The sequence below is a fragment of the Levilactobacillus parabrevis ATCC 53295 genome, from assembly GCF_001434055.1.
Classification (GTDB): domain Bacteria; phylum Bacillota; class Bacilli; order Lactobacillales; family Lactobacillaceae; genus Levilactobacillus; species Levilactobacillus parabrevis.
Window position 1 is genome coordinate 37,691 of the sequence record NZ_AZCZ01000011.1, and the last position, 20,978, is coordinate 58,668.

A 20,978-nucleotide genomic window follows, 5' to 3' on the forward strand; every position below is an offset into this window, starting at 1 on the left:
GCCTCCTAGTAGAACAACTGATGTGCCAGACGAGGCGATATCAGTTGTAAAAGTCCAAGGCGAGACCAACGATGGGTAGGCCCAATAATCAGTTGTTTGATACGTGTCATTAGGGTTGTGTGTGCTTGCTTGGATAGTTGTTTACGACTGGCTGTCGTTAGCAAGAAATTAAGCTGGTGTTGTACGTAGTCCGTGTATGCAGGTTGCCACATAACATCCAGTTGGGCTGTGTCAACCTGTGTCAGTTCATCAAGCCAAGCGATAGGCGTAGCTTCAGCCCACATTGAGCGTTGAATTGTTGGGACGTGGAGACGCACGATATCCGTACCTTGACGCAAGACGGCAAAAGCTTGGGCAGCTGATACGAGTGGCAAAGTTGGTGTCAACAGTTCAGTTGGTAATAGAATGCCCGTTGGCCGGATGCGTTGGGTCATTTGCCGAATGTTCTGCAGGTTCGTCTGAACGCTGTAACTTTGAAGGCTCCAGAGGGTGAGGAGCCGTTCATCTGGGTCGTCGATGCTGGCCGTGGCGACTTGCCGGTAGGTTTGTTGCAGACCGGATTCTTGATGATCAGCAACGTACGCCATGATCTGGGCATCCAAGTCCTCTGATGAATCAAAAGCCGCCAGACTAATTGGGCTGCCAGTGTGTTTTGCCATGACTTGCGCCCACTGGTGAAGGGCACCTGGAAGGACGTGGTCAGTTTCTCTTAAATTAATGAGATAGTTGTGAGGTGTTAAAGTCGGTTGCAATTGATTGACCGTTAACCCCCAGGCAACAACTTGGTCTTGTTGTTCGGGTGTGAGGGCCTGATCTGCTGGTAATTGCAGATTAAAAGAGGCGTCCGCAAAGTGTTGACTGGTCAACTCCCCTACGAGTGTGCTTAAGCACGCCCAGTCTAACTGGTTTTGCGGCACAATATTAACAAATACGTGCATTATTTTTCCCTTCTCCGATGAGGTATGTAGCTAATTATGAAAACGTGACAAAGCTATAACGTTCCTATTATACGGAGTTTAGCAGGCCAATGCACCAACTATTTTGAAACGGGGAAAAACTTTAATAAAATCGTGGATTAAGGGAGAAATCAATTTGTTGGAGGAAAATTTCGATGGCGATATAGATACGCAAGTAGCCACCCGTAGAGCAATCGATTTGGCCTTACGGGTGGCTACTAAATTAGTAGAAGTGGTCTGCGTTTTCTGACTGAGTGCTTAGTTTTACTAAAGAGGGGTTGCTTGATGATTAGTGATGCCCCAATAATCACCAATCACTAGCCGACTGTAAAGCCGGCACCGTGACCACCATAATTGGTAAACTTCCCATTGTGTTCATGAATACCCCAGAGGACGTAGGTTCGGTTACCGACTTGTTTGACTTTTTCCTTCATAAACGAAACGTAGTTACCATCAACGTAGGAGCCGTAGACGATGTTTGCGGACTGCCTTTGGCGCTTTAGCTTTTTTAACTTAGTCGCGTATTTTTTATGTAGTTTGTTGATCTTACGAGTCAGCGTCTTGGCCTGCTTTGCAGAATAGACGGTGCCTTTTTCTTGGGCAACGGTCTTTTTCAAACGGTTAAGGAGTTTGATTTTGTGCTGGAGGACATCCTTCCAGGCGATAGAGAGACCCTTCGCGTTTAGGGTCGCCGCTTTGAGTGCTTTCTGGTTTTTCTTAATGAAGGTTTTTCTTTCAGTTCGCAGGGCTTGTTTACCGGATATTTTAGAGGCAGAGATGTTAGTTGCCGGTAAGATCACCGTGGTAGCTAGGATGATGACGGTCAGAAATAACCCAATGATATGGCGAGGGTTGCCAACTTTTGGACGTTTCATGGAATTCTCCTCTCACTTGGCTGGACGGGGCGATATTTAAGGCAAGCGGCATGTTGCGAATAATAGAATAGTAACCAATCTTTATCAGAATTGTAGTACAAAAATAATCATGTAAATATGAATCTATTGGTAAAGACCGCTATTCTTGATCGAGATAACCTGTTAAGGGTATTGGATTAGCTAAACCATAGCATTCGCTGAGACGCCTGACAAGCATTATCTTCGCGAGAAATCGGGATGGCTGAGTGGTCTAAACAGGGTTAGTAGGCCCAATATGGTCAAGCTGTTGGTAACTGAAATTGGTCTGACTTTTCGTATAATTATCTTTGTTCACAGTCAGAACTGATTGCCTTGGTTAGCAAGCCACACCTTGAAGCGTCGCGTTAAAAATAGCCGGCCTCCCTAACGACAATTAGGAGAGCTGGCTATTGGCTAGTTGATGGTCAGAGCCTAAACGTCGTCACGACTGAGCAGGGTAATGGCCTCGCCGTTACTTTGTCGCCGGTCGATATTATCCTCGCCCCAGACGCAGAGTTCATGCAAGATTCCCGACAGTGACTGGCCGTAATCGGTTAGGCTGTAGTCAACACGCGGTGGGACCTGCTGATAGACGTGGCGGGAGACGATGTTGGCAGCCTCCAATTCGCGGAGTTGTTGGGTCAACATCTTTTGAGAAATTTGCGGAATAGCGCGAGCAAGCTCACCGGTCCGCATGGTTTGGTGACGTAGGTGACAGAGAATGATCGATTTCCATTTGCCACCGATGATCTCCATGGTGGCTTCGACACCAATGTGATAAGTTTTTGTGGGCATGAAACGGCCTCCTGACTGATAGTTACCTTTTGGTGGGTAGGGCACTTTAAAGTGGGTTCTTGTACTTGAGTTCTCAGTCAGTATAATCAATATTTATCGAGTTCGCAATTCAAGGAGGTCATTATGACAAAAAAACTTTCACCAACATTTACACTACTTGCACTGGCCGTTAGTGCCTTTGCAATTGGATCAACTGAATTTATTAGTGTGGGGCTGATTCCCCTATTGATTCAAAGCTTCCATGTGAGCCTAGCTCAAGCGGGGTTGACGGTCTCAGTCTACGCTTTGGGTATCATGGTCGGCGCCCCTGTCATGACACTGCTGACTGGGCAAATCAACCGACACACACTGATGGTGGTGATCATGCTGCTATTTATTTCGGGTAACTTGGTTGCTGCCTTTGCCCCAACTTTCGTGATTCTTTTAGCCGGGCGAGTTATTGCCGCTTTGGCCCATGGTATCTTCATGACGGTGGCGTCCGTGATTGCTGCTGATGTGGTGGCGCCTTCCAAACGGGCATCAGCAATCGCTGTGATGTTTACGGGACTGACGGTGGCTACGGTTACTGGGGTGCCTCTGGGAACCATGATTGGGCAATTAGGCGGTTGGCGCTGGTCATTTATTTTTATCAGTGTTATTGGCGTAATCGGTTTGATTGCCGATTACATTCTGGTTCCGCGGAATCTGCCACTGCCCAGCAAGGCAACAGCGCGCGGCATCTTACGTGTTTTGGGAAACCCACAACTCTTAGTGGCCTTATTGGTGACCGCGTTGGGTTACGGGGGAACCTTTGTGGCTTACACCTACCTATCTCCGTTGCTGGAACAACAAATGGGCTGGTCTAGCAGTGCCGTCGTGGTTATTCTGGTCGTCTACGGTTTGATGGTTGCTGTCGGGAACACGTTGGGCGGTCGCTGGGCGAATGCCAAGCCACTGGCAGCTTTATTGAAAATGTTTATCGGCCTTTTCGCCACGTTATTGGTTTTAACGGTAACCGCGAACAGCCAGTGGTTAGGCTTGCTGACGGTCTTAGTAATGGGGTTCTTCGCCTTCATGAACGTGCCTGGTCTACAGTTGTACATTGTTCAGCTGGCAGAAAAGTATACGCCAGCTGATATCACGATGGCCTCAGCCCTGAACATCTCGGCCTTTAACGTTGGGATTGCGCTGGGTTCCGGTATCGGTGGCCAGGTGACGAGTCGCTTTGGCCTGGGCTGGACGCCATTATTTGGGGCGTTGATGGTTGCGTTGAGTATCGCATTAACGGTCGGCTTGATCCGGCTAGCACGGCCCTCTAAGGTCCTGATCAATAAATTTAATCATAACTAGTCAAATGGTACGGCAGGGAGGTAAAACTCGCTGCCGTTTTATTTTGCGTTAAATGCAATCGCTAACACAAAAATACCAATACTTAATTATTTATATCGGGAGTTTTATATGCCGTTAACGGGTTTTCTCCGGTATAATTTGACCTTAATGAGGACAGACTAGGGGGAGCATAGTGAAAAGGTTTTTGTTCATATTTTTTGTGATCGGAATAATGGTTAGTATCTGGCATGGTCGGGAGGTACAGGCAGCGAGTGTGAATGCTGATTTAGCACATGCGATTGCAACGGCACCGACGGGAATGCCGCTGGATCAAGCATTTACAACCGATATTATTGGATCATCAACGAAGCTACTGGATTCGACGACCGTTCCAAAATCAATCGCGCAGATTACGCCGGAAGAACCCAATCAGGTTGGGGCTATTTGGTCGCGGAAGAGCGCTGGCAATCAGCGAAACCAGTTTAATTTGACCCAGAAAATGGAGATGGGGTTTTGGTTATACTTCGGTGATCGTGGTGAGGCAGCTGGTGAAGGCATGGCATTTGTTGTGCAGAATTCAGCGCAGGGGGATCATGCCTTGGCGGGTAGTGGCCAATCGTTGGGGGTCTGGGGACACGTGACGAGTAACCAAAAGGGATTAGCGCAACAAATTGCGCAGACCGCTATTCAGAACAGTTGGGCGCTGGAGTTTGATACGCACGTTGATGCCGATATACACGAATTGGCGGGCTACTTTGATGGGGCTCAGGCAACACGTAAGACACCACATATCGCCTACGCCTCACCAGCGGATCCGAGCTATTATTTGTGGACACCAGAATTGACAAATGGTTCTTTGGCCGACAACTATGTGCTGCGTCACTATCACGCAAATCCGCTACATCATGGGGCGGATGGGACCTGGCACCATTTGACGATGTCTTGGGATCCAAACTCGCGGTACTTAACTTATTACTATGATGATCGGGACCCAGCGACGAATGCCGAACGAGAAATTTTTGACTCCGATACGTTTCGTGTGAAGTCTGAAGATGTGGCAACGGGAAGTGATCAAGATAAGGCCTATTGGGGGATCACTGGGGCAACGGGTCCCAATAATCAGGCGAATAATCTAGTGATGATCGACCACGCTTCGTCCTTGGGAAAGGTCACGGCCAACGTACATCTCGATGATGAGACGATGAAGCAGTCAGTCACAGCAGAGACTACGGTGGCTGCTGGTGATCAGCTGACGTATCGCTATGAATTTGATTACCAACCGACTGATGACGAGCAGGAACTCCAGCCACTAACGATGACCATGCCGGTGCCGGAGGGATTGGACGTAACTGGTGGCCAAATCAGCTACAGCGATCAAAAGACTGAGAAAATTGCCAAGCCACAAGGTAAGCAGATCCAAGTGAAATGGTCGCAAGGATTGTCAAAACAGCGACATCACGCAACCGTCAGAGTGACGGGGAAGGCCTTACCAACCCGGCAACCAGTGACCCGTCCGGCAGCGGTTGCCCAGTTCTATGGGGGCAACTATCAGACCACGTTAACCGCGCCAGCCTACAAGGTTGCAGGTGGCTTGTACTTAAAACTGACTAATCTTGGGGATGATATGTACCTGGTGAAACGCGATGGGACGACAACGGTGAAGGTCCGTCTCCAGAATGGCGACATCCCCTTGGAGCCAGCTACAGTCGATCAGTATCCACTTCAACTCAAGCTAAACGGAAAGGCCCACGCCTTAACGGAGTTTGCGGGTGGGTTAGTGGCTGATGAAGTACCGGGAACGTATCAGATTCGGATTCCGGCCAGCCGACTGCAGGAGGGTGAAAATGACTTACGTTTACAAGCTGTGGGTCATCAGTCGACTTCGAATGAAGTTGCCATTTCACTAGTTCGCTCGCCAGGGACTTTGAGTTTTGAACATGTACCCCAAGCTGCCTCATTTGAAGCCCATGCTTTAGATGGCCGGCGGCAATTGTTGAAGCGCCATGATGATTGGCAACTCGGCGTTCGTGATGAGCGTGGTCCAGAAAAGAACTGGCGATTGCAGGTAAAAGTGACTAATGAATTTATGACGATGACGGGGCAGAAGTTGCGTGGCCGGCCGTTATTAATGACGGCTAAGGGCTATCAGCCATTGGACCAGAATGACGTAACGGTTGCTGAGAAGCCTAATCGGACCCAAGACAAAGTGTTTTGGGTAGATCGGACTTGGACGGCGGACACGGGAATTCTACTCGAGGTCGCTGCAGATGCGATAGGCGGTGATTATTCTGGAACCTTGCAGTGGTCGCTTGAAGATGTACCAGACTTGAATAATGGTTAGGTTGAATTTGAACACAGAAATAGTCACGCCACGAAACCATTGTGGAAAAAATGAAAATAGTCAATTTTAAACGGCCATCCTTCGAAAAATAGGCCACCCTAAACAGCGGGGAAAGCCTATCAATTCAGCACTTTTGATTGCGTACAATTATATTTTGCACAATTCTTTATGAAAACAACTTAATTTTGCGGTTAAACGGCCATTTCTCCTGTATACTCCCTAAGCGAGTGTTAATTCGATAGAGATTACGGGAGGAAATACACATGCGCCGATTATTAATCATTATTATAACATGCCTGGGAGTTGGCTTGCTAAGTGAACGGCAGGCCCAGGCTGCCGGAGTCGCTTTAGATGAAGATATGCAAGCAGCGGTTAAGACCGCACCGAATGGAATGACCTTGTCGTCACTGTTTGATGCAAAAGATGTGCAAGATTCAGCTACCCAGTTAGTGGACGGGACGTTTACGAAGGAATCAATCGCCCAGATCACCAATGATAACATTAGCCCACAAGCGGAACAGGTGGGGGCACTTTGGTCGCAGAGACTCGGTAAAACCGAGGCCAAGGTCAATCTGATGCACGATACAAGTTGGTCGTTTTGGCTTTACTTTGGGAACAAGGCAGCTAAACAGAGTTCTGGGATAGCCTTTGTTTTACAAAATGATGGGAGAAATACTCAGGCGATTGCCAGGTCTGGTAAGGGCCAATCACTGGGAGTCTGGGCTGGCGATACCAATTCGCGAGCATCGGCGTCGGATTTGGCCACAACGGCGATTCAGCACAGTTGGGCGTTGGAGTTTGACACCACGGTTAATAAGACGTCCAGTCCGGGGGCGGGGAATTACTACGATGCGGAGGGCATTCCGAGTCAAGGCCCGCATATTGCGAGTGGCTACCCAGCAGATGCGTCTATGTATAAGCAGTATGGACAGCGAAACAAACATTACTTTGCCTTGAAGCATCAGCAACCTAAGCTGATGACAAATCCAGCCGATGGTCATTGGCGTCACGTGACGATTGATTGGAAAGTCGCAAGTAGTCAGCTAACCTATGCTTTCAATGATCAGAATCCTAAGACGCGGCAATCGGTGACGCCAGAAGTACAGGATACCGTTACAATTGATCGTAAGAAGCTCTCGGCTGACGGGAAGACGCCCGCCGACAAGGTGACTTGGGGAATTACAGGGGCTACCGGTAAGTTTAATAGTGCCAATCAACTGATCGTCCTTGATCAGACGCCGCGTCAGCTTCATTTCTCGACGTTGGCGGAGACGAACATCATGCAACATATGTCAATCAAACGAAAGATTAAAGAAGGAGACACGGTCACACCGGGGGAAACGTTGCGCTACGTCCTGCATGCGACGGCTAACAATCCGACGCAAGTGGGAACCCTGACCACGGCAACAGCATTGTTACCAGCGACATCCGCAGTCAAACGGGTGCGGGGGCACTTCACGAATGATGGGGTTCATGCCCTTCATACGTTAAACAGCGAGGAACTATTGGCAGATCGCGTGGATGCCCGAATTGCGAGCCGGGCCTTTTCTGTGGCGAATCCGGCATTAGCCTTCTGGTTGAAGACGGAAATCCAGCCGGTGGATCACGATGTTTATGTGCCACCGCGTAAACTCATCTTTTCCGGGGTGGATCATTACGTTGAAGTGCAGTCGGCGGGATATACCGTGCAACGAAAACTTAATTTAAAACTGGAGTGCTTAGATGATAAAGCACTGAGTGTGGAGAAGGGGGAAGACGCAACGGTCCACGCCCGGCTTTCCAACGCGGGTCAAGATGTTAATGCCGACATTGTGGCAGATACCAAGGTTCGAGTTGATGTCGGTGGACTGACCTTCAATCTGAACCAGCTCAAGGGGACTTGGGAAGGAACGTCTGGAAAATTCCGGTTCAAGGTGCCTAGTCGATTATTGAAGCCGGGTAAAAATAATGTTTCGGTTCAAGCAACGAACCGTAAAGATGCGGCTGAACCTTTGAAAATTGCAATTAACCAACGCTCAGGGGACTTGGCGTTTGACACGATGCCTTGTAACTGTAACTTTAAGGGAGAGCTGAACGGGAGACACCAGATGATTGGTCGAGACAAGGATTGGCAGTTACGGGTGCGTGATGGCCGAGGAGCCGGGAGCTCGTGGAAGCTCCAGCTGAACGTTAGCAAGAAGTTCACCACCACGGATGGTCGCGAATTGAGTGGAGACGTCGTTTACCGCAATAGGAAGGCCCGTCAAAAGCTGACTATCGGGGACAAGCCGACAGTGATTGAAGAACAAACGACTAAGGAAGACGATGAGTGTGTTGACGTTGCTCAAAAATGGAAAGATAACGATGGTGTGTTAATTGAAGTCAATGGAGATGCAGTTGCCGGTGATTATAGCGGTGAACTGCTGTGGCAACTGACGGACGCACCATAAAGAAACAAGCCTAGGCAGTGTGTGTCTAGGCTTGTTCCGGTTTTAAGACTTTTTCGAGTTCGGCGACGAGGTACTTGGCCTCATTGTCGTCATCCCAATCTCGGTTGGGGAAGAGCACGTACCGGTCGAGAATGTAGCCGGCAACGACGGATGCAATGTAGCGAAAAATCATGGTAAATGGCCAGTCAATAATCAAGTTGTGTTTTTGCAACTTGGTCACCGTCCCTTCAAAGGAAACGATGAATTGGTCGCGGGCAACATCGATGAATTCCTGACGCAGATCCTCGTTGTAGAGTAGTTCGCTGAAGAAGACTTTAATCGCATCCTGGTTGGCCTCGGCGAATTCCATGCGGTTCTGGACGAAGATAATCAGAAAGTCATGGAGATTCGTAAAGGGCTTGCTCAACGTATCCTTCTTCAATTCGGCAGCAACATCGGGGATGATTTGGAAGATGACGGGTTCCAGGGCCACTCGCAGAATGTTGGCCTTGGACTTGAAGTGTTTGAACATGGTGCCCTCGGATTGGTGGGCAGCAACTGCAATTTGATGAGTACTGGTATTGGCATACCCTTGCTTGGCAAAGAGTTGAATGCTCGCAATCAGCACGTCCTTTTGCTTCTGCGTAAGTTCCTTTGTCGCTTGAATAGTGGCGGGAAACTGATCCAATATTTTATTAACAGACATGGCACGACCACCTTTTTGGATTTGAAATTTACTGATACACCGGCCGCGGTCATCAGTAAGGTTATTGGTTAGGATGGGGTTCCTTTTCATCTTACCAGCTTAGTCGGAAAATACCAATTATGGGATTAGGGAAGCCCTGGTAACAATCGCCAAATCTTTACGGGGTATTAAAAATCGGGGATGCTCGCAGTCATCCCCGGTTTTTAAGTAAAGAGCTTTATTTAAATTAATGTGCCTGTGCAACAGTCTTCTTGTAAGCAAAGTAGAACTGTGTGATTGCCAAGATAACGTTGACCCAGTTAACTGCAATGAACCAGCCTGTCAGACCAGCAACGCCAGCGGCACCGTAGAATACCCAGAAGCCGGCAATAATAGCAACCACGTTGATCCAGCCGAACCACTTCATTAATTCCCGGTTTGTCGTCGCGGTGCAGGTCCAAATTCCGTTGATAACTAACCAAATAGCAAGAATCCAAAATGTTGTGGTAAACATGATAAAATCCCCTTTCTAGTTATCGAGCGAGTAATCACTCGCCCTTGATTACAACTACAGTTTAACACCATCTAAAAAAAGTACAACCCCTTTAGTAAAAAAGTTTGCGACAAATCTGAAACCGCTTTCCAGAACGCCTGGTGGGGCAATCTTTACCGGCTGCCGGAAAAGCAAAAAACGCCCAGAAAGTTTTCTGAGCGTTTCGCAAATTGTTGCTTGTTGTTAGGTTTAAGGTAAGTCGTTCCCAGCAGCCAGGTAGATATCGTACCATTCCTGCTTAGTCAGTGTAACGTCGGCACCGGCCGCACTGTCCGTGATGTGGGCGGGATTCATCGTTCCCAGCAAGACTTGGATGTTAGCGGGGTGGCGAAGAATCCAAGCCACGGCAATCCCGTTCTTGGAAACACCATACTTGTCAGCTAACTTTTGTAAAACCTTATTTAACTCGGCGTACTTCGGATCATTGATGAACATTCCCGCAAATAGGCCGTATTGGAATGGCGACCAGGCTTGAATGGTGATGTGATTCCGCCGGGCAAACTCGATCATTCCAAAGTCGTTATGTGTTGGAACGTCGCCCATGTTGACGTGGAGGCCTTCCGTAATCATACCGGCGTGAGCTGCGCTGAATTGCAGTTGGTTGAACATCAACTTTTGGTCAACGGCGTCTTGCACCATCAGGTATTGTTGCACGTTGAAGTTGGAAACCCCAAAGTGACGAACTTTGCCTTCACGTTGCAGGGTGTTGAAGGCATCAGCAATTTCGTCCGGTTCCATCAGTGGGTCTGGCCGGTGAAGGAGGAAGGCATCCAGGTAGTCGATTCCCATCCGGGAAAGAATCCCATCGACGGCGTCAATCAGATGTTGCTTGCCGTAATCGTAGCGTTGACCAAAGACCAAGTCATCGTGGCTCCGGTTAGGGTCGAGCACAATGCCACCCTTGGATTGGATGTAAAAGTCATCACGTGAGAGACCGGAGGCTTTGAGGGCATCGCCAAAGATTCTTTCAGAATTACCGTTGACGTAAATATCAGCAGAGTCAATGTAATTAATGCCAGCTTCGTGGGCCGCTTGCAGAGACTTGACGGCATCGTCCTTACTCAGAACGCCCATCCGCATGATCCCTAAAGCGACGGCGGAGGCTTGCCAGTTACTGCCACCTAATTGCAGTTGTTTCATCAGAAGAACTCCCTTATTTTCAGATTTGGAACTTACAATTTTAATTGTACAACGAAAGTGGGGAAAGGTCGCGCGAGATGTTTGGTCGTCAGCGATTACTGGGTTGGGTACTGGTGAATTTTTCTGGCGCTGGTAAGGCCCGCTAAGGCATTGACGTGCTGGGCAGTTAACGGACCTAACTGCGAAGAAGTTATCTGGGGAGATAAAAATAATGATTGACAATTCCAGCTCAACCGTTATAGTTAATTACACAAGTAACTAACCAATAGACTAAAGAGTGGGGGATTTTAAAAATGACAACAAATACTGTGGTTAACGTCCACAATCTAGAAAAGACTTACGGTAAGGCTAACGAACGTCAATACAAGGCGTTAAAGGGGTTAGACTTTACGGTTGAAGCCGGCGAATTTGTCGGTATCATGGGTGCTTCCGGTTCGGGGAAGACTACGCTACTGAACATGTTGTCAACGCTGGATGTGCCTACCAAGGGTGATGTCGTGGTCAATGGTCACGATGTCACGAAGATGCGAGGCAACCAACTCGCTGATTTTCGGGCGCAAGAAGTTGGCTTTATTTTCCAAGACTTTAACTTATTAGAGAGTTTGACGGCCGAAGAGAATATCGGCCTGCCACTGGCTCTGAAGGGGACACCATCTCGGGTGATGGACCAGGCCATCCATGAGGTTGCCACAACGCTGTCGATTGCTGATCTTTTACAGAAGTATCCGGCCGAGTTATCCGGAGGCCAAAAGCAACGGGTCGCTGCCGCCCGGGCCATCGTCCACCACCCCTCAATCCTAATGGGTGACGAACCGACTGGGGCATTGGATTCCACGAGTGCCCGGGAGTTACTCGACCTGCTGACGACGATTAATCAGAAACAGCACATGTCCGTGTTACTGGTGACCCATGATCCGTTCTCTGCCAGCTTCTGTCAACGCATCCTGTTTATCAAGGATGGTCAGATTGGTTCCGAGATCAAGCGTGGCGAACAAGACCGGAGTGCCTTTTACCAGCAGATCTTAAATGAGCTGGGGACGTTTAACGAGTAGGGGGAAGTCAATAATGTTAGGAAAATTAGCACTGGCCGGAATCAAGAACCGGCGACGAGACTACCTCGTCTTATTGGCGGGACTGACCATGTCGGCCGCCATCTTCTATATGTTTGCCAACCTGGCGACCAACCGGGCCTTTCTGAAGGCCAACGCGATGGTCAATCAGGCTAGCATCATCTTCGGTTTTGGCGCGGTTCTGCTGATTCTGATCACCATCGTCTATATCATGTACGCCAACAGTTTCCTATTGAGTATGCGTCAACACGACTACGGTCTGTTTATGATGCTCGGAGCCACTCGGAAGCGTATCGGGGAATTAGTCTTCCTAGAGACGCTGATCCTAGGGGCCGTCGCGACCGCCATTGGAATTGTACTGGGGTTACTGATTAGCCAGTTCTTAGTAGGGCTCTTGTTGGATATGCTGGGGCTACATCTTGCCCACCTATCCGCATTCTACTTACCGGCAATTATCACAACGGCGGTTCTTTACGTGGGCCTCTTCATTTTAGCCTCACTGTTTAACATGGTACGGCTGACCCGGACCACCGTGTTGAAATTACTTCACACGGATGAACAAGCCAACCAACCTAAAATTCATCCCTTCCGGCAGATGGTCGCCGCAGTCTTGGGCGTGGCCTTTCTGGGGATCGGTTACTGGGCACTGGCAGCCATTAAGACGCTACAGATGACGGCGATTCCGGTCGCCCTGGTCACCATTACAATCGGGACTTACCTGCTGTTCCGTGCGACCTTGCTGGTCATTATTCAGGGGTTACGCCGAACCAAGTGGGCCAAGCGGCATTTAAACGGCTTCCTCCTAGGCCAGCTGAACTTTCGGGTCTACAATTACACGCGAATGTTAACGATTGTATCGTTGTTGTTCGCGATGGCCCTGGGTGCAATCACCGTGGGGTCCGGCTATCATCGGCAATTGCCAATGATGGCTAATTCCATCGGAACGTATACCGTCGCCATTCACAACAAGAATGCTCAGGAACAAAAACTAATCGACCAGTTAAACGTTGAGCATCAAGCCACGTACACCCAGAAGCGACAGGGTAAGGTTGTCTACTACAATGCCGCTGAGCTGCAGCAACAGCCATTTGAGCTCAGTAAGAGTGCGCAGTTAGCGAAGAGTCTGAAGCACCCGAAGTTCTACACGGAGTCGCTCGCCAAGTTCAAGAAGAATGGTATTCAAGACTTTGATTTTCAAAGTTTAGCCGTGCGTCAAGACATGGGATTCTATACGCCGAAGATTCTCAATGCTAAGCAATTTGCTAAGCAAAAAGGGACCACTCTGACCGTGACAACGGTGCGGGTCAAGGACCTCGTACAGGATCAAAAAGTTTTGAAGCAACTGAATCACATGGAAGTGAAACGCTTTGCCCTCCCCGAGCAGGTCACAGTCGGTAACTATCAAAGTTATGAGATGATGAGTGGCATCTTTGGTGGTCTAGAATTCATGGGCTACTTCCTGGGGATTGCCTTCCTGGCAATGTTGGCTTCCTGCCTGATGTTTAAGATTCTCTCGGGAGCGCCTGGCGACAAGCAACGTTACCAAATGCTGTATAAAATTGGGGTGCGTCAAAACCTGATGCGCCACGGGATTGCGAAAGAAATCGGGATTTTATTCCTGATTCCTGGTATCATGGGAGTAATCGATGTTCTGTTTGGTCTGCAAATGTTTAAGCCAATCATGTCCAGTCCGATGAGCCCTTACCTGGGCATCGGCAGTATCTTTGCCATCTTCATCGGCCTGTACGCCATTTACTATGCGATTACGTTGACCCTCTATTGGCGAATCGTGTTGCCCAAGGCGCCAACGAACTAGTCGACAGAACGAGTTCACAAAGAATGTGGGAAATGACAATGAAATTTAATTTCGATAGTCCGGAACCAATCTATCTGCAGGTGGCCGAACAAGTTGAAGAAGCCATCTTCACCGGAATCTATCGGGCGGGCGAACAGGTCCCGTCCACGACGGAAATGTCCAAAGAATTTCATATTAATCCGGCAACGGTGCTCAAGGGCATCAACCGGCTAGTAGCTGCGGGAATCATCGAAAAACGCCGTGGGGTGGGGATGTTTGTCACAGCCACGGCTGAGACGACGATTCGGGAGAAACGCCGTGCGGAATTCTATGACCGCTACGTTAGTCGTTTCACCAGTGAGGCCAAGAAGCTTAATCTGTCAGAGGATGAGCTGATTGCGCTGATCAAACGCGGGTATGAGGACGATCCGACCGACTAGTCGAATTTGCTGAATGAGCCAGATGAAGGGCGCGCTATTGGAGCCTTTCATCTGGCTTTTGTGCGCTTCTCGATGGTTGAGAACAAGTGATGCCTGCGATGGGCTGGGACTCCGTCTGCTAACAGAGCGTGGGTAATCTCGTTGCCTTGATGATTGATTAAGCGGCAATTTGTCTAGACTTTAATGTCGAATCACGGTATTTTTCAGAGACATAATGCTGCTTGAGCCAGAATGTGGGGTGAGGTTGGCGTCAACGTTTGAAAGGGTGAAAAGAAAACCTAGCCGCAGGCGGATGTTTTTACTATGACTCAAGGTGGGAAAAATGATTCAGAAAGTCGCCCCAAGTCGAGTTGATTTACAAATTAGCCGAATGAAGTTATAGTTAATTGTGCACAATTAATTGAACGATGGTTGGAAAGAAAGAGGGAAATAATCATGGAAATCACGATTAAAGATGCAGCGAAGGCGTACTTAGCCGAAAATGTTCAGCCGGGCAGTACCCTGCTACTGACTACGGATGACGGATCTAACCGGTACTCAACGGTGGGAGGCACCTGTGCCATTGGTGATAAATTCCAGTTCGTCGCTCTGACCGATGATGATCCCGACTATCCCATTACCGTCACCAATAATACGGCGTGGACGTTGAAGACGAATGCCGATACCGAATTGTATTTGAGTAATGGCCTGATTTTAGACCGAGTCTTTAACCAACTCTCCTTGCGAGATGACAGTGGCATCTTGGACAGTGCCGTTGGACTAATCACCTATACGGCTGAAGAAAAATCAAAGTTAGATTTGAAGAAGGAAATGCAAACGTTGGGTACGCGTATCTGCTAGGCGTTTGGGGAGAACGAAACCGGCTTCCCTGTGGCGTACGTTTCGACTATATTAAAATAGCATAACCAGCGAGCTTGGGATTTTGTCCCAGGCTTTTTTTTCGAAATTGAACCGAAATTTTGAAGACTAGTCGGTACGCTCTGACAGATTGGGAAGTTCTTCACTCAATTTTGACAACCTGTCCCGCTGCTATTGCCAAGCGGTTGCACGGGCGCGTATACTTTGAGTATCTAAAAGTTTCGGGAGAGGATATTTTTGAAGATAAATAATAAATCTTGGCGACTGCTGATTGGATTCTTTAGTTTAGTGTTCTTATTAGTTGTCAGCCAAGTGGCGACACCGGCCAAAGCCGCAACCAACCATAATGGTGCAGACTTTACCACCTCAGCCAGTGTGACCAACGGACCGGATTTCAAGCATTCCGATACGATTGATGTCCAGTATAACTTGGACTTTGGTGACACGCCGCTTAAGAGTGGCGATACCATCACGCTTGATTTTCCGGAGAACTTGAAGGGGAAGACCCCCGGTGATACTTTCAAAGTGTACGATGACGATGGCATGGTGATTGGTGAAGCGGTCATATCCGACAAGGGTGTTGTCATCACCATGAACGATGCGTTGGAGGGTAAAACCAACAGCAAGTTGACTTTGAACATGATGACTAAGTATCGTTACGAAGACTCTGGCGAGAAGGATGTTGTTTTCCCACTCGAAAACAATGGGAGCAGCACTTCTCAGATCAACATTGTTGAAAATGAAGCCAACCTTTCTAAGAAGGGGACGCTGCAGGATGATGGGACCATCAAGTGGACCATCTTAGTTGATCGGCGGGCCATTGACATGGAAAACTTGGACATTACCGACACGATTGGTGCCAACCAAGAATTGATCCATGGCATGACTGTAAGTAACGGGTACTGGGAAAGTACCACGACTTACAAACGCGAAAAACCAGCAATGACTGAAGGCACCGACTACAACGTTACATACAACGACAAGGGGTTTGACCTGTCCTTTAACGACACCGTCAGCAATCTTGTGGTCATCGATTACTATACTAAGGTGACCGACCCGTCGTTGATTGATTCTGGTTACAAATTTAAAAACAACGCTGTCATGACTTGGGGTGGGGGCGCTTCAGGAGACAAGAATTCCGAAGAAGCAAATGGGAAAGTTTCCTCTTCAAACGGTAACAGTGGTTCTGGTGGTGGCGACACTCACGAGACCGAAGAACCTGGGGTTGATCCCGATGTCGATACTGGGACCGGGACGACCGATACCGATGGTGGAACTGAAACCGATGAAGAAGAGGCTGAACGCGAAGACAAAGAAAACGAACAAGCCGCTAAAAAGGAAGCTGCCAAGAAGGCTGCTAAGAAGCAAGCTGCCAAGGCCGCTGCCGCAAAAGCTGCCGCTGCGAAGGCTGCCGTTGCTAAAGCAACCGCAACCGAGAATCCTGGCACCACGAAGACCACAAACACGAAGTTACCTCAGACCAATGATCAGGGGAACTTATCCGGCGTGCTTGGTGGCGTTCTGGTATTAGCAACGCTAGGTGCAGGCGTGATTGTTCGTCGTCACTTCTAAAATTACTCAGTGTAAAGATGTCGCCTGCGGTTGCCAGAAACTTCGCCTGCTATGGGGAACGCCTTCAGCCGAAGAACGGGCTTCCGGCTCGGTTTGAAACCTCGCCAAGTTCAGGCGAGTTTCCAAATGCGTCCCACGGTGTAAGACCGGGAAAAACCAATCGCCCGGACTAACACCGTTGTCACAGCTGGCTACGTTTCTGGCCTCCTCCGGCTGGGCTATCTTTTACTATAAGTATTTAGTGAGTTCCGTTTTTGATTTAATTGACGATAATATTTGGTTTAAAGCTGATTTAGTAGAGAGTTCGACCGCGGTCGGGCTCTTTTTGTTTCGCAAAACGCCGGTTCACATGTGGTAAAAGTCACAAGCTTTGGTATACTCGAGGTAACAATTACGATTTAAGGGGAGGGACCATAATGCAACAATTACGGCAATACCGCCAATTCTGGTTCGTCATTATCTTAGGAGCCATCGCGTTGTGGCTTCAATTTGTTAATCATCAGGCAATGTGGGCGCAGGTCCTAATTACCGGGCTGGGCTTGCTACTCGCTATTATTATGTTGATCGAAATGGTCCGGACGCTGCGCTCGGGTAAATTCGGCGTAGACCTGCTGGCCATTACGGCGGTGTTGGCCACGTTAGCCGTGGGTGAGTATTGGGCGGCACTGATCGTTCTGCTAATGCTGACCGGGGGCGATGCTCTGGAAGACTTTGCGGCCAGTCGGGCCAACAGCGAGCTTCAAGAGTTACTGAATAATTCACCACAGACCGCGCACCGGGTCGTGGGTGAGCGGCTGAGCGACGTTGCCGTGAGTTTAGTGGCGGTTGGCGATCGGTTACTGGTCAAGCCGGGTGAAGTCATGCCAGTCGATGGCACGTTAGCGACTGGGCCCACCACGGTCAACGAAGCTTCACTGACGGGTGAGGCCCGACCGATTGAGAAACAGGTCGGTGACACCGTCATGTCCGGAAGCATCAACGGTGAGGCGTCGGTCTACTTACAAGCCGACCAGACTGCCGACAACAGTCAGTACCAGAACATTGTCCGCTTGGTCCAACAAGCCGAGGCCCAACCGGCTAAATTTGTGCGGATGGCCGATCGGTATGCGGTGCCGTTTACCTTGCTGGCCTACGTCATCGCTGGACTAGCTTGGTTCTTCTCCGGTGACCCGGTGCGGTTAGCGGAGGTCCTGGTCGTGGCGTCACCGTGCCCATTGATTTTGGCGGCGCCGATTGCCCTGATCTCGGGGATGAGTCGGGCTAGCCGAAATGGGATCATCGTTAAGACGGGGACGACGCTGGAAAAATTGGCGCAGGTCAAGACGTTTGCGTTTGATAAGACCGGGACGATTACTCAGGGACGGCTGGTCGTGGACCAAGTCGTTCCCGTTACAGCGTTGCCCGCGGAAAAGTTGCTTCAGTTGGCAGCCAGCACCGAGCAGCACTCGGGTCACGTCCTGGCGCAGTCGCTAGTTGCGGCTACAACTGAGCCGTTACTGCCAGCAACCGCGGTCAACGAGACCACTGCTCAAGGAGTGGCGGCAATGGTGGACGGTCAGAAAGTTCGCGTTGGTAAGAGTGGCTTCGTGACAGATGAAGCCGTGGAGAAATCCAATCAGACGGCAGTCTACATCTCAATTGCTGGCATTTACCAAGGGTACGTCAGTTTTAACGACCGGGTGCGGCCGGAAGCTAGGCGAACGATGGCGGCTCTGCGGGCGGCTGGGGCCAATCACCTCCTGATGATCTCAGGGGATCGCCGGCCAATCGCTGAGACGATTGCCAGTGAGGTCGGTATTGATCAGGTTCATGCGGATTGTTTGCCTGCCGACAAGATTAAGGTCTTGGCTGAGCTCCCCGCTGAGCAGCGGCCGGTGGCCATGGTGGGGGACGGAATTAATGACGCACCATCACTGGCGACTGCGGATGTCGGTATTGCCATGGGGGCGCACGGGGCGACAGCGGCTAGCGAATCGGCGGATGCGGTCGTCTTAAAGGATGATCTGACTCGGGTCAGTACGGCACGCCAGATTGCTCATGACACCATGCGCGTGGCTAAGCAGGCCGTGTTGATTGGTATCTTCATCTGCACCGGCTTGATGGTGATTGCCAGCTTTGGGGTTATCCCAGCCATCATCGGGGCCGTCTTCCAGGAAGTTGTGGATACGGTCACCATCCTCTACGCGCTACGGGCACGGGCGGATCGGTAGCTATTATTTACTTGAAAATAAAACTTTAAACGGGTTGCCTGCGGGCGGCCTTTTTACGTTCCGGAAAGGTTGGGTCGAACTGATCGACTGGGCGATTGAAAATTGCGCGTTCATTTCCCCCAGATTGGTGAATGCGGTATCATGGACTTGTACAGTGTTGCCAAATCAAATCGAAGAGGAGCCTGAAAGATGACAAAATCAATCTACACCTATTATTTCTTTGATGAACCGGCTTTTAACACGCATGACGGGGGTTACGTCCCGTTGGAGGAACCCGATACGCCGCAACAACCGCTACGGATTCCCCCACTTTTAAAGCCTGACAAGGAGACCGCCACGGATACCTACTACACGGTCGAGGCCCAAGCTGGGGAGACACAATTGTTGCCCGGTAAGAAGACCAAGACTTGGGGGTATAACGGGAGTCTGCTCGGTCAGACCATTGTCTTTGCTAAGGGCAAGACGATGCATATCGATCTAAAAAATAAGTTACCTGAATTGACCACTTTCCACTGGCATGGACTGAATGTTCCTGGGCCATACACGGACGGTGGGTGTCACGCCCCAGTTTATCCTGGCAAGACGCGACACATTGATTTTAAAGTCGACCAACCAGCCGCAACGTTGTGGTTACACGCCCATCCATGTCCATCAACGGCCGAACAGGTCTGGAAGGGCCTGGCGGGCTTGGCGCTGGTCACCGATGAGCAAGAAGCCAAGTTGCCATTTCCAAGAAACTACGGGGTCGATGATATTCCGTTAGTTTTACAGGACCGGCGTTTCCACGAGGATAATCAATGGGATTACGAAGCTGATTATGATCCGGATGGTGTTCAAGGCCCCACGGCAATGATCAATGGGACAATCAATCCTTACTTCGATGTCACCACGCAACGGCTACGACTGCGTATTCTGGATGGGGCAAACCGGCGCGAGTGGCGGCTGCACTTCAGCAATGACCTGCCATTTACACAAGTGGCTTCGGACGGTGGCGTGATGCCGGAACCCGTTGAATTTACCCACTTGATGTTGACCTGTGCGGAACGGGCTGAAGTCATCGTGGACTTCGGCAAGGCCAAGCCGGGGGAAACGGTCACGTTGTATTCCGACGATGTTCCGTTGGTTCGGTTCCGCATTCACGAGTTTAAGCCGGATACGACTAAGTTACCCGACCACCTCGTCGATATTCCTGATCCAGAAGTTACGCCGAATACACCGGTACGCAAGGTCGTAATGTCCGGGATGGACGAGCAAGTTATGATCGACGGTAAGAAATTTGAAATGCAACGGATCGATGCGAAGCAAAAGGTGGGCAACGTCGAGCTCTGGGACGTTACCAACACCAACGATATGGGGAGCGGCATGGTTCACCCCTTCCACATGCACGGGACGCAATTCCTAGTGCTTTCGCGGAATGGTAAGGCCCCGTACCCCAACGAGCACGGCTTCAAGGACACGGTCGGCGTTAACCCAGGAGAAACGGTCCGCATCAAGGTCCGGTTCGAGCACACCGGGGTCTACATGTATCACTGCCACATCATCGAGCACGAAGACGGCGGCATGATGGCACAGATTGAAGCTTATGATCCAGACCATCCACAAACTTATAAATTAATGGATATGGATACCTTAATGAACGCGGTAGCCAAGGAGCGGGGGATTGCGGTTAAAGACCTCCACCTCGCTGGAATGAGTTCGTATGAGAAGATGGGGATGAAGATGTAAGAGAGTGGAACAAGCCGTTTAGATTCTGAGCATTAGGGAAATAAGGGGCTTCTGTTCGGCTATGCCGAGCAGGAGTTCCTTATTTTGCTAAGCGGAAGAATCTGGCTTGTGGAACGCGTTTCAGAGGCCGCAAGTTTCCGGACATCAAGGCGAGAGCAAGACTAATTCTTTAAGCCAGTCTTACCATTAAAAACTATGCCGGACAGGAGGACTTAGCTTTCTNTGGAAC

The 20,978-nt window shown here is 49.7% G+C and carries 16 protein-coding genes; 10 read left to right on the forward strand and 6 right to left on the reverse strand.

The window, feature by feature from the left end:
* Positions 1-5: 5 nt before the first annotated feature.
* The 3 genes from FD07_RS04300 to FD07_RS04310 all read right to left on the reverse strand — a co-directional run bounded on the left by FD07_RS04300 (position 6) and on the right by FD07_RS04310 (position 2,644).
* Positions 6-938: a hypothetical protein gene (locus FD07_RS04300; RefSeq protein WP_020088712.1), complete on the reverse strand. Its 933-nt coding sequence runs from the start codon at positions 936-938 to the stop codon at positions 6-8.
* Positions 939-1,273: 335 nt separating this feature from the next.
* The gene (locus tag FD07_RS04305; protein WP_020088713.1) at positions 1,274-1,831 is read right to left on the reverse strand and encodes a hypothetical protein; all 558 of its coding nucleotides are present in this window, start codon (positions 1,829-1,831) and stop codon (positions 1,274-1,276) included.
* A 450-nt stretch (positions 1,832-2,281) separates the two neighbouring features.
* A complete protein-coding gene (locus FD07_RS04310; RefSeq protein ID WP_020088714.1) occupies positions 2,282-2,644 on the reverse strand; it encodes a winged helix-turn-helix transcriptional regulator in 363 nt (120 codons plus the stop codon).
* Between the two features lie 123 nt (positions 2,645-2,767).
* Between FD07_RS04310 and FD07_RS04315 the strand changes: the two genes are divergently transcribed.
* From FD07_RS04315 to FD07_RS04325, 3 genes are all read left to right on the forward strand, one after another.
* Positions 2,768-3,973 (forward strand): MFS transporter, encoded by a 1,206-nt coding sequence (locus FD07_RS04315; protein WP_020088715.1) that lies wholly within the window; start codon positions 2,768-2,770, stop codon positions 3,971-3,973.
* Positions 3,974-4,226: 253 nt separating this feature from the next.
* On the forward strand, positions 4,227-6,293 hold the full coding sequence (locus FD07_RS04320; RefSeq protein WP_020088716.1) for a lectin-like domain-containing protein: 2,067 nt from the start codon (positions 4,227-4,229) through the stop codon (positions 6,291-6,293).
* 263 nt (positions 6,294-6,556) lie between these two features.
* Positions 6,557-8,722 (forward strand): L-type lectin family protein, encoded by a 2,166-nt coding sequence (locus FD07_RS04325; protein ID WP_020088717.1) that lies wholly within the window; start codon positions 6,557-6,559, stop codon positions 8,720-8,722.
* A 25-nt stretch (positions 8,723-8,747) separates the two neighbouring features.
* Here FD07_RS04325 and FD07_RS04330 read toward each other — a convergent pair whose 3' ends face one another.
* From FD07_RS04330 to FD07_RS04340, 3 genes are all read right to left on the reverse strand, one after another.
* Complete coding sequence (locus FD07_RS04330; RefSeq protein WP_020088718.1) at positions 8,748-9,407, reverse strand: TetR/AcrR family transcriptional regulator; 660 nt, start codon at positions 9,405-9,407, stop codon at positions 8,748-8,750.
* Positions 9,408-9,633: 226 nt separating this feature from the next.
* Positions 9,634-9,900 (reverse strand): hypothetical protein, encoded by a 267-nt coding sequence (locus FD07_RS04335; RefSeq protein ID WP_020088719.1) that lies wholly within the window; start codon positions 9,898-9,900, stop codon positions 9,634-9,636.
* A gap of 228 nt (positions 9,901-10,128) precedes the next feature.
* The gene (locus FD07_RS04340) at positions 10,129-11,079 is read right to left on the reverse strand and encodes an aldo/keto reductase (protein WP_020088720.1); all 951 of its coding nucleotides are present in this window, start codon (positions 11,077-11,079) and stop codon (positions 10,129-10,131) included.
* A 293-nt stretch (positions 11,080-11,372) separates the two neighbouring features.
* On the opposite strand from FD07_RS04340, the gene FD07_RS04345 reads away from it, so the two are divergent.
* From FD07_RS04345 to FD07_RS04375, 7 genes are all read left to right on the forward strand, one after another.
* On the forward strand, positions 11,373-12,131 hold the full coding sequence (locus FD07_RS04345) for an ABC transporter ATP-binding protein (RefSeq protein WP_020088721.1): 759 nt from the start codon (positions 11,373-11,375) through the stop codon (positions 12,129-12,131).
* A 13-nt stretch (positions 12,132-12,144) separates the two neighbouring features.
* Positions 12,145-13,965, forward strand: a complete 1,821-nt coding sequence (locus FD07_RS04350; RefSeq protein ID WP_020088722.1) for an FtsX-like permease family protein — start codon at positions 12,145-12,147, stop codon at positions 13,963-13,965.
* Between the two features lie 38 nt (positions 13,966-14,003).
* Positions 14,004-14,384, forward strand: a complete 381-nt coding sequence (locus FD07_RS04355) for a GntR family transcriptional regulator (RefSeq protein ID WP_027825908.1) — start codon at positions 14,004-14,006, stop codon at positions 14,382-14,384.
* Positions 14,385-14,819: 435 nt separating this feature from the next.
* Positions 14,820-15,224 (forward strand): iron-sulfur cluster biosynthesis family protein, encoded by a 405-nt coding sequence (locus FD07_RS04360; RefSeq protein ID WP_020088724.1) that lies wholly within the window; start codon positions 14,820-14,822, stop codon positions 15,222-15,224.
* Between the two features lie 255 nt (positions 15,225-15,479).
* Complete coding sequence (locus FD07_RS04365) at positions 15,480-16,814, forward strand: collagen binding domain-containing protein (protein WP_020088725.1); 1,335 nt, start codon at positions 15,480-15,482, stop codon at positions 16,812-16,814.
* A gap of 416 nt (positions 16,815-17,230) precedes the next feature.
* The gene (locus FD07_RS04370) at positions 17,231-19,024 is read left to right on the forward strand and encodes a heavy metal translocating P-type ATPase (protein WP_020088726.1); all 1,794 of its coding nucleotides are present in this window, start codon (positions 17,231-17,233) and stop codon (positions 19,022-19,024) included.
* 189 nt (positions 19,025-19,213) lie between these two features.
* Positions 19,214-20,749 (forward strand): multicopper oxidase family protein, encoded by a 1,536-nt coding sequence (locus FD07_RS04375; protein ID WP_020088727.1) that lies wholly within the window; start codon positions 19,214-19,216, stop codon positions 20,747-20,749.
* Positions 20,750-20,978 lie beyond the last annotated feature (229 nt).

What these genes read in the sequence shown, in the direction of transcription:
- FD07_RS04370 (WP_020088726.1), top strand. Translation starts at nt 17,231, where the DNA reads ATGCAACAATTACGGCAATACCGCCAATTCTGGTTCGTCATTATCTTA.
- FD07_RS04355 (WP_027825908.1), top strand. Translation starts at nt 14,004, where the DNA reads ATGAAATTTAATTTCGATAGTCCGGAACCAATCTATCTGCAGGTGGCC.
- FD07_RS04345 (WP_020088721.1), top strand. Translation starts at nt 11,373, where the DNA reads ATGACAACAAATACTGTGGTTAACGTCCACAATCTAGAAAAGACTTAC.
- FD07_RS04335 (WP_020088719.1), bottom strand. Translation starts at nt 9,900, where the DNA reads ATGTTTACCACAACATTTTGGATTCTTGCTATTTGGTTAGTTATCAAC.
- FD07_RS04340 (WP_020088720.1), bottom strand. Translation starts at nt 11,079, where the DNA reads ATGAAACAACTGCAATTAGGTGGCAGTAACTGGCAAGCCTCCGCCGTC.
- FD07_RS04360 (WP_020088724.1), top strand. Translation starts at nt 14,820, where the DNA reads ATGGAAATCACGATTAAAGATGCAGCGAAGGCGTACTTAGCCGAAAAT.
- FD07_RS04375 (WP_020088727.1), top strand. Translation starts at nt 19,214, where the DNA reads ATGACAAAATCAATCTACACCTATTATTTCTTTGATGAACCGGCTTTT.
- FD07_RS04305 (WP_020088713.1), bottom strand. Translation starts at nt 1,831, where the DNA reads ATGAAACGTCCAAAAGTTGGCAACCCTCGCCATATCATTGGGTTATTT.
- FD07_RS04325 (WP_020088717.1), top strand. Translation starts at nt 6,557, where the DNA reads ATGCGCCGATTATTAATCATTATTATAACATGCCTGGGAGTTGGCTTG.
- FD07_RS04350 (WP_020088722.1), top strand. Translation starts at nt 12,145, where the DNA reads ATGTTAGGAAAATTAGCACTGGCCGGAATCAAGAACCGGCGACGAGAC.
- FD07_RS04300 (WP_020088712.1), bottom strand. Translation starts at nt 938, where the DNA reads ATGCACGTATTTGTTAATATTGTGCCGCAAAACCAGTTAGACTGGGCG.
- FD07_RS04310 (WP_020088714.1), bottom strand. Translation starts at nt 2,644, where the DNA reads ATGCCCACAAAAACTTATCACATTGGTGTCGAAGCCACCATGGAGATC.
- FD07_RS04330 (WP_020088718.1), bottom strand. Translation starts at nt 9,407, where the DNA reads ATGTCTGTTAATAAAATATTGGATCAGTTTCCCGCCACTATTCAAGCG.
- FD07_RS04315 (WP_020088715.1), top strand. Translation starts at nt 2,768, where the DNA reads ATGACAAAAAAACTTTCACCAACATTTACACTACTTGCACTGGCCGTT.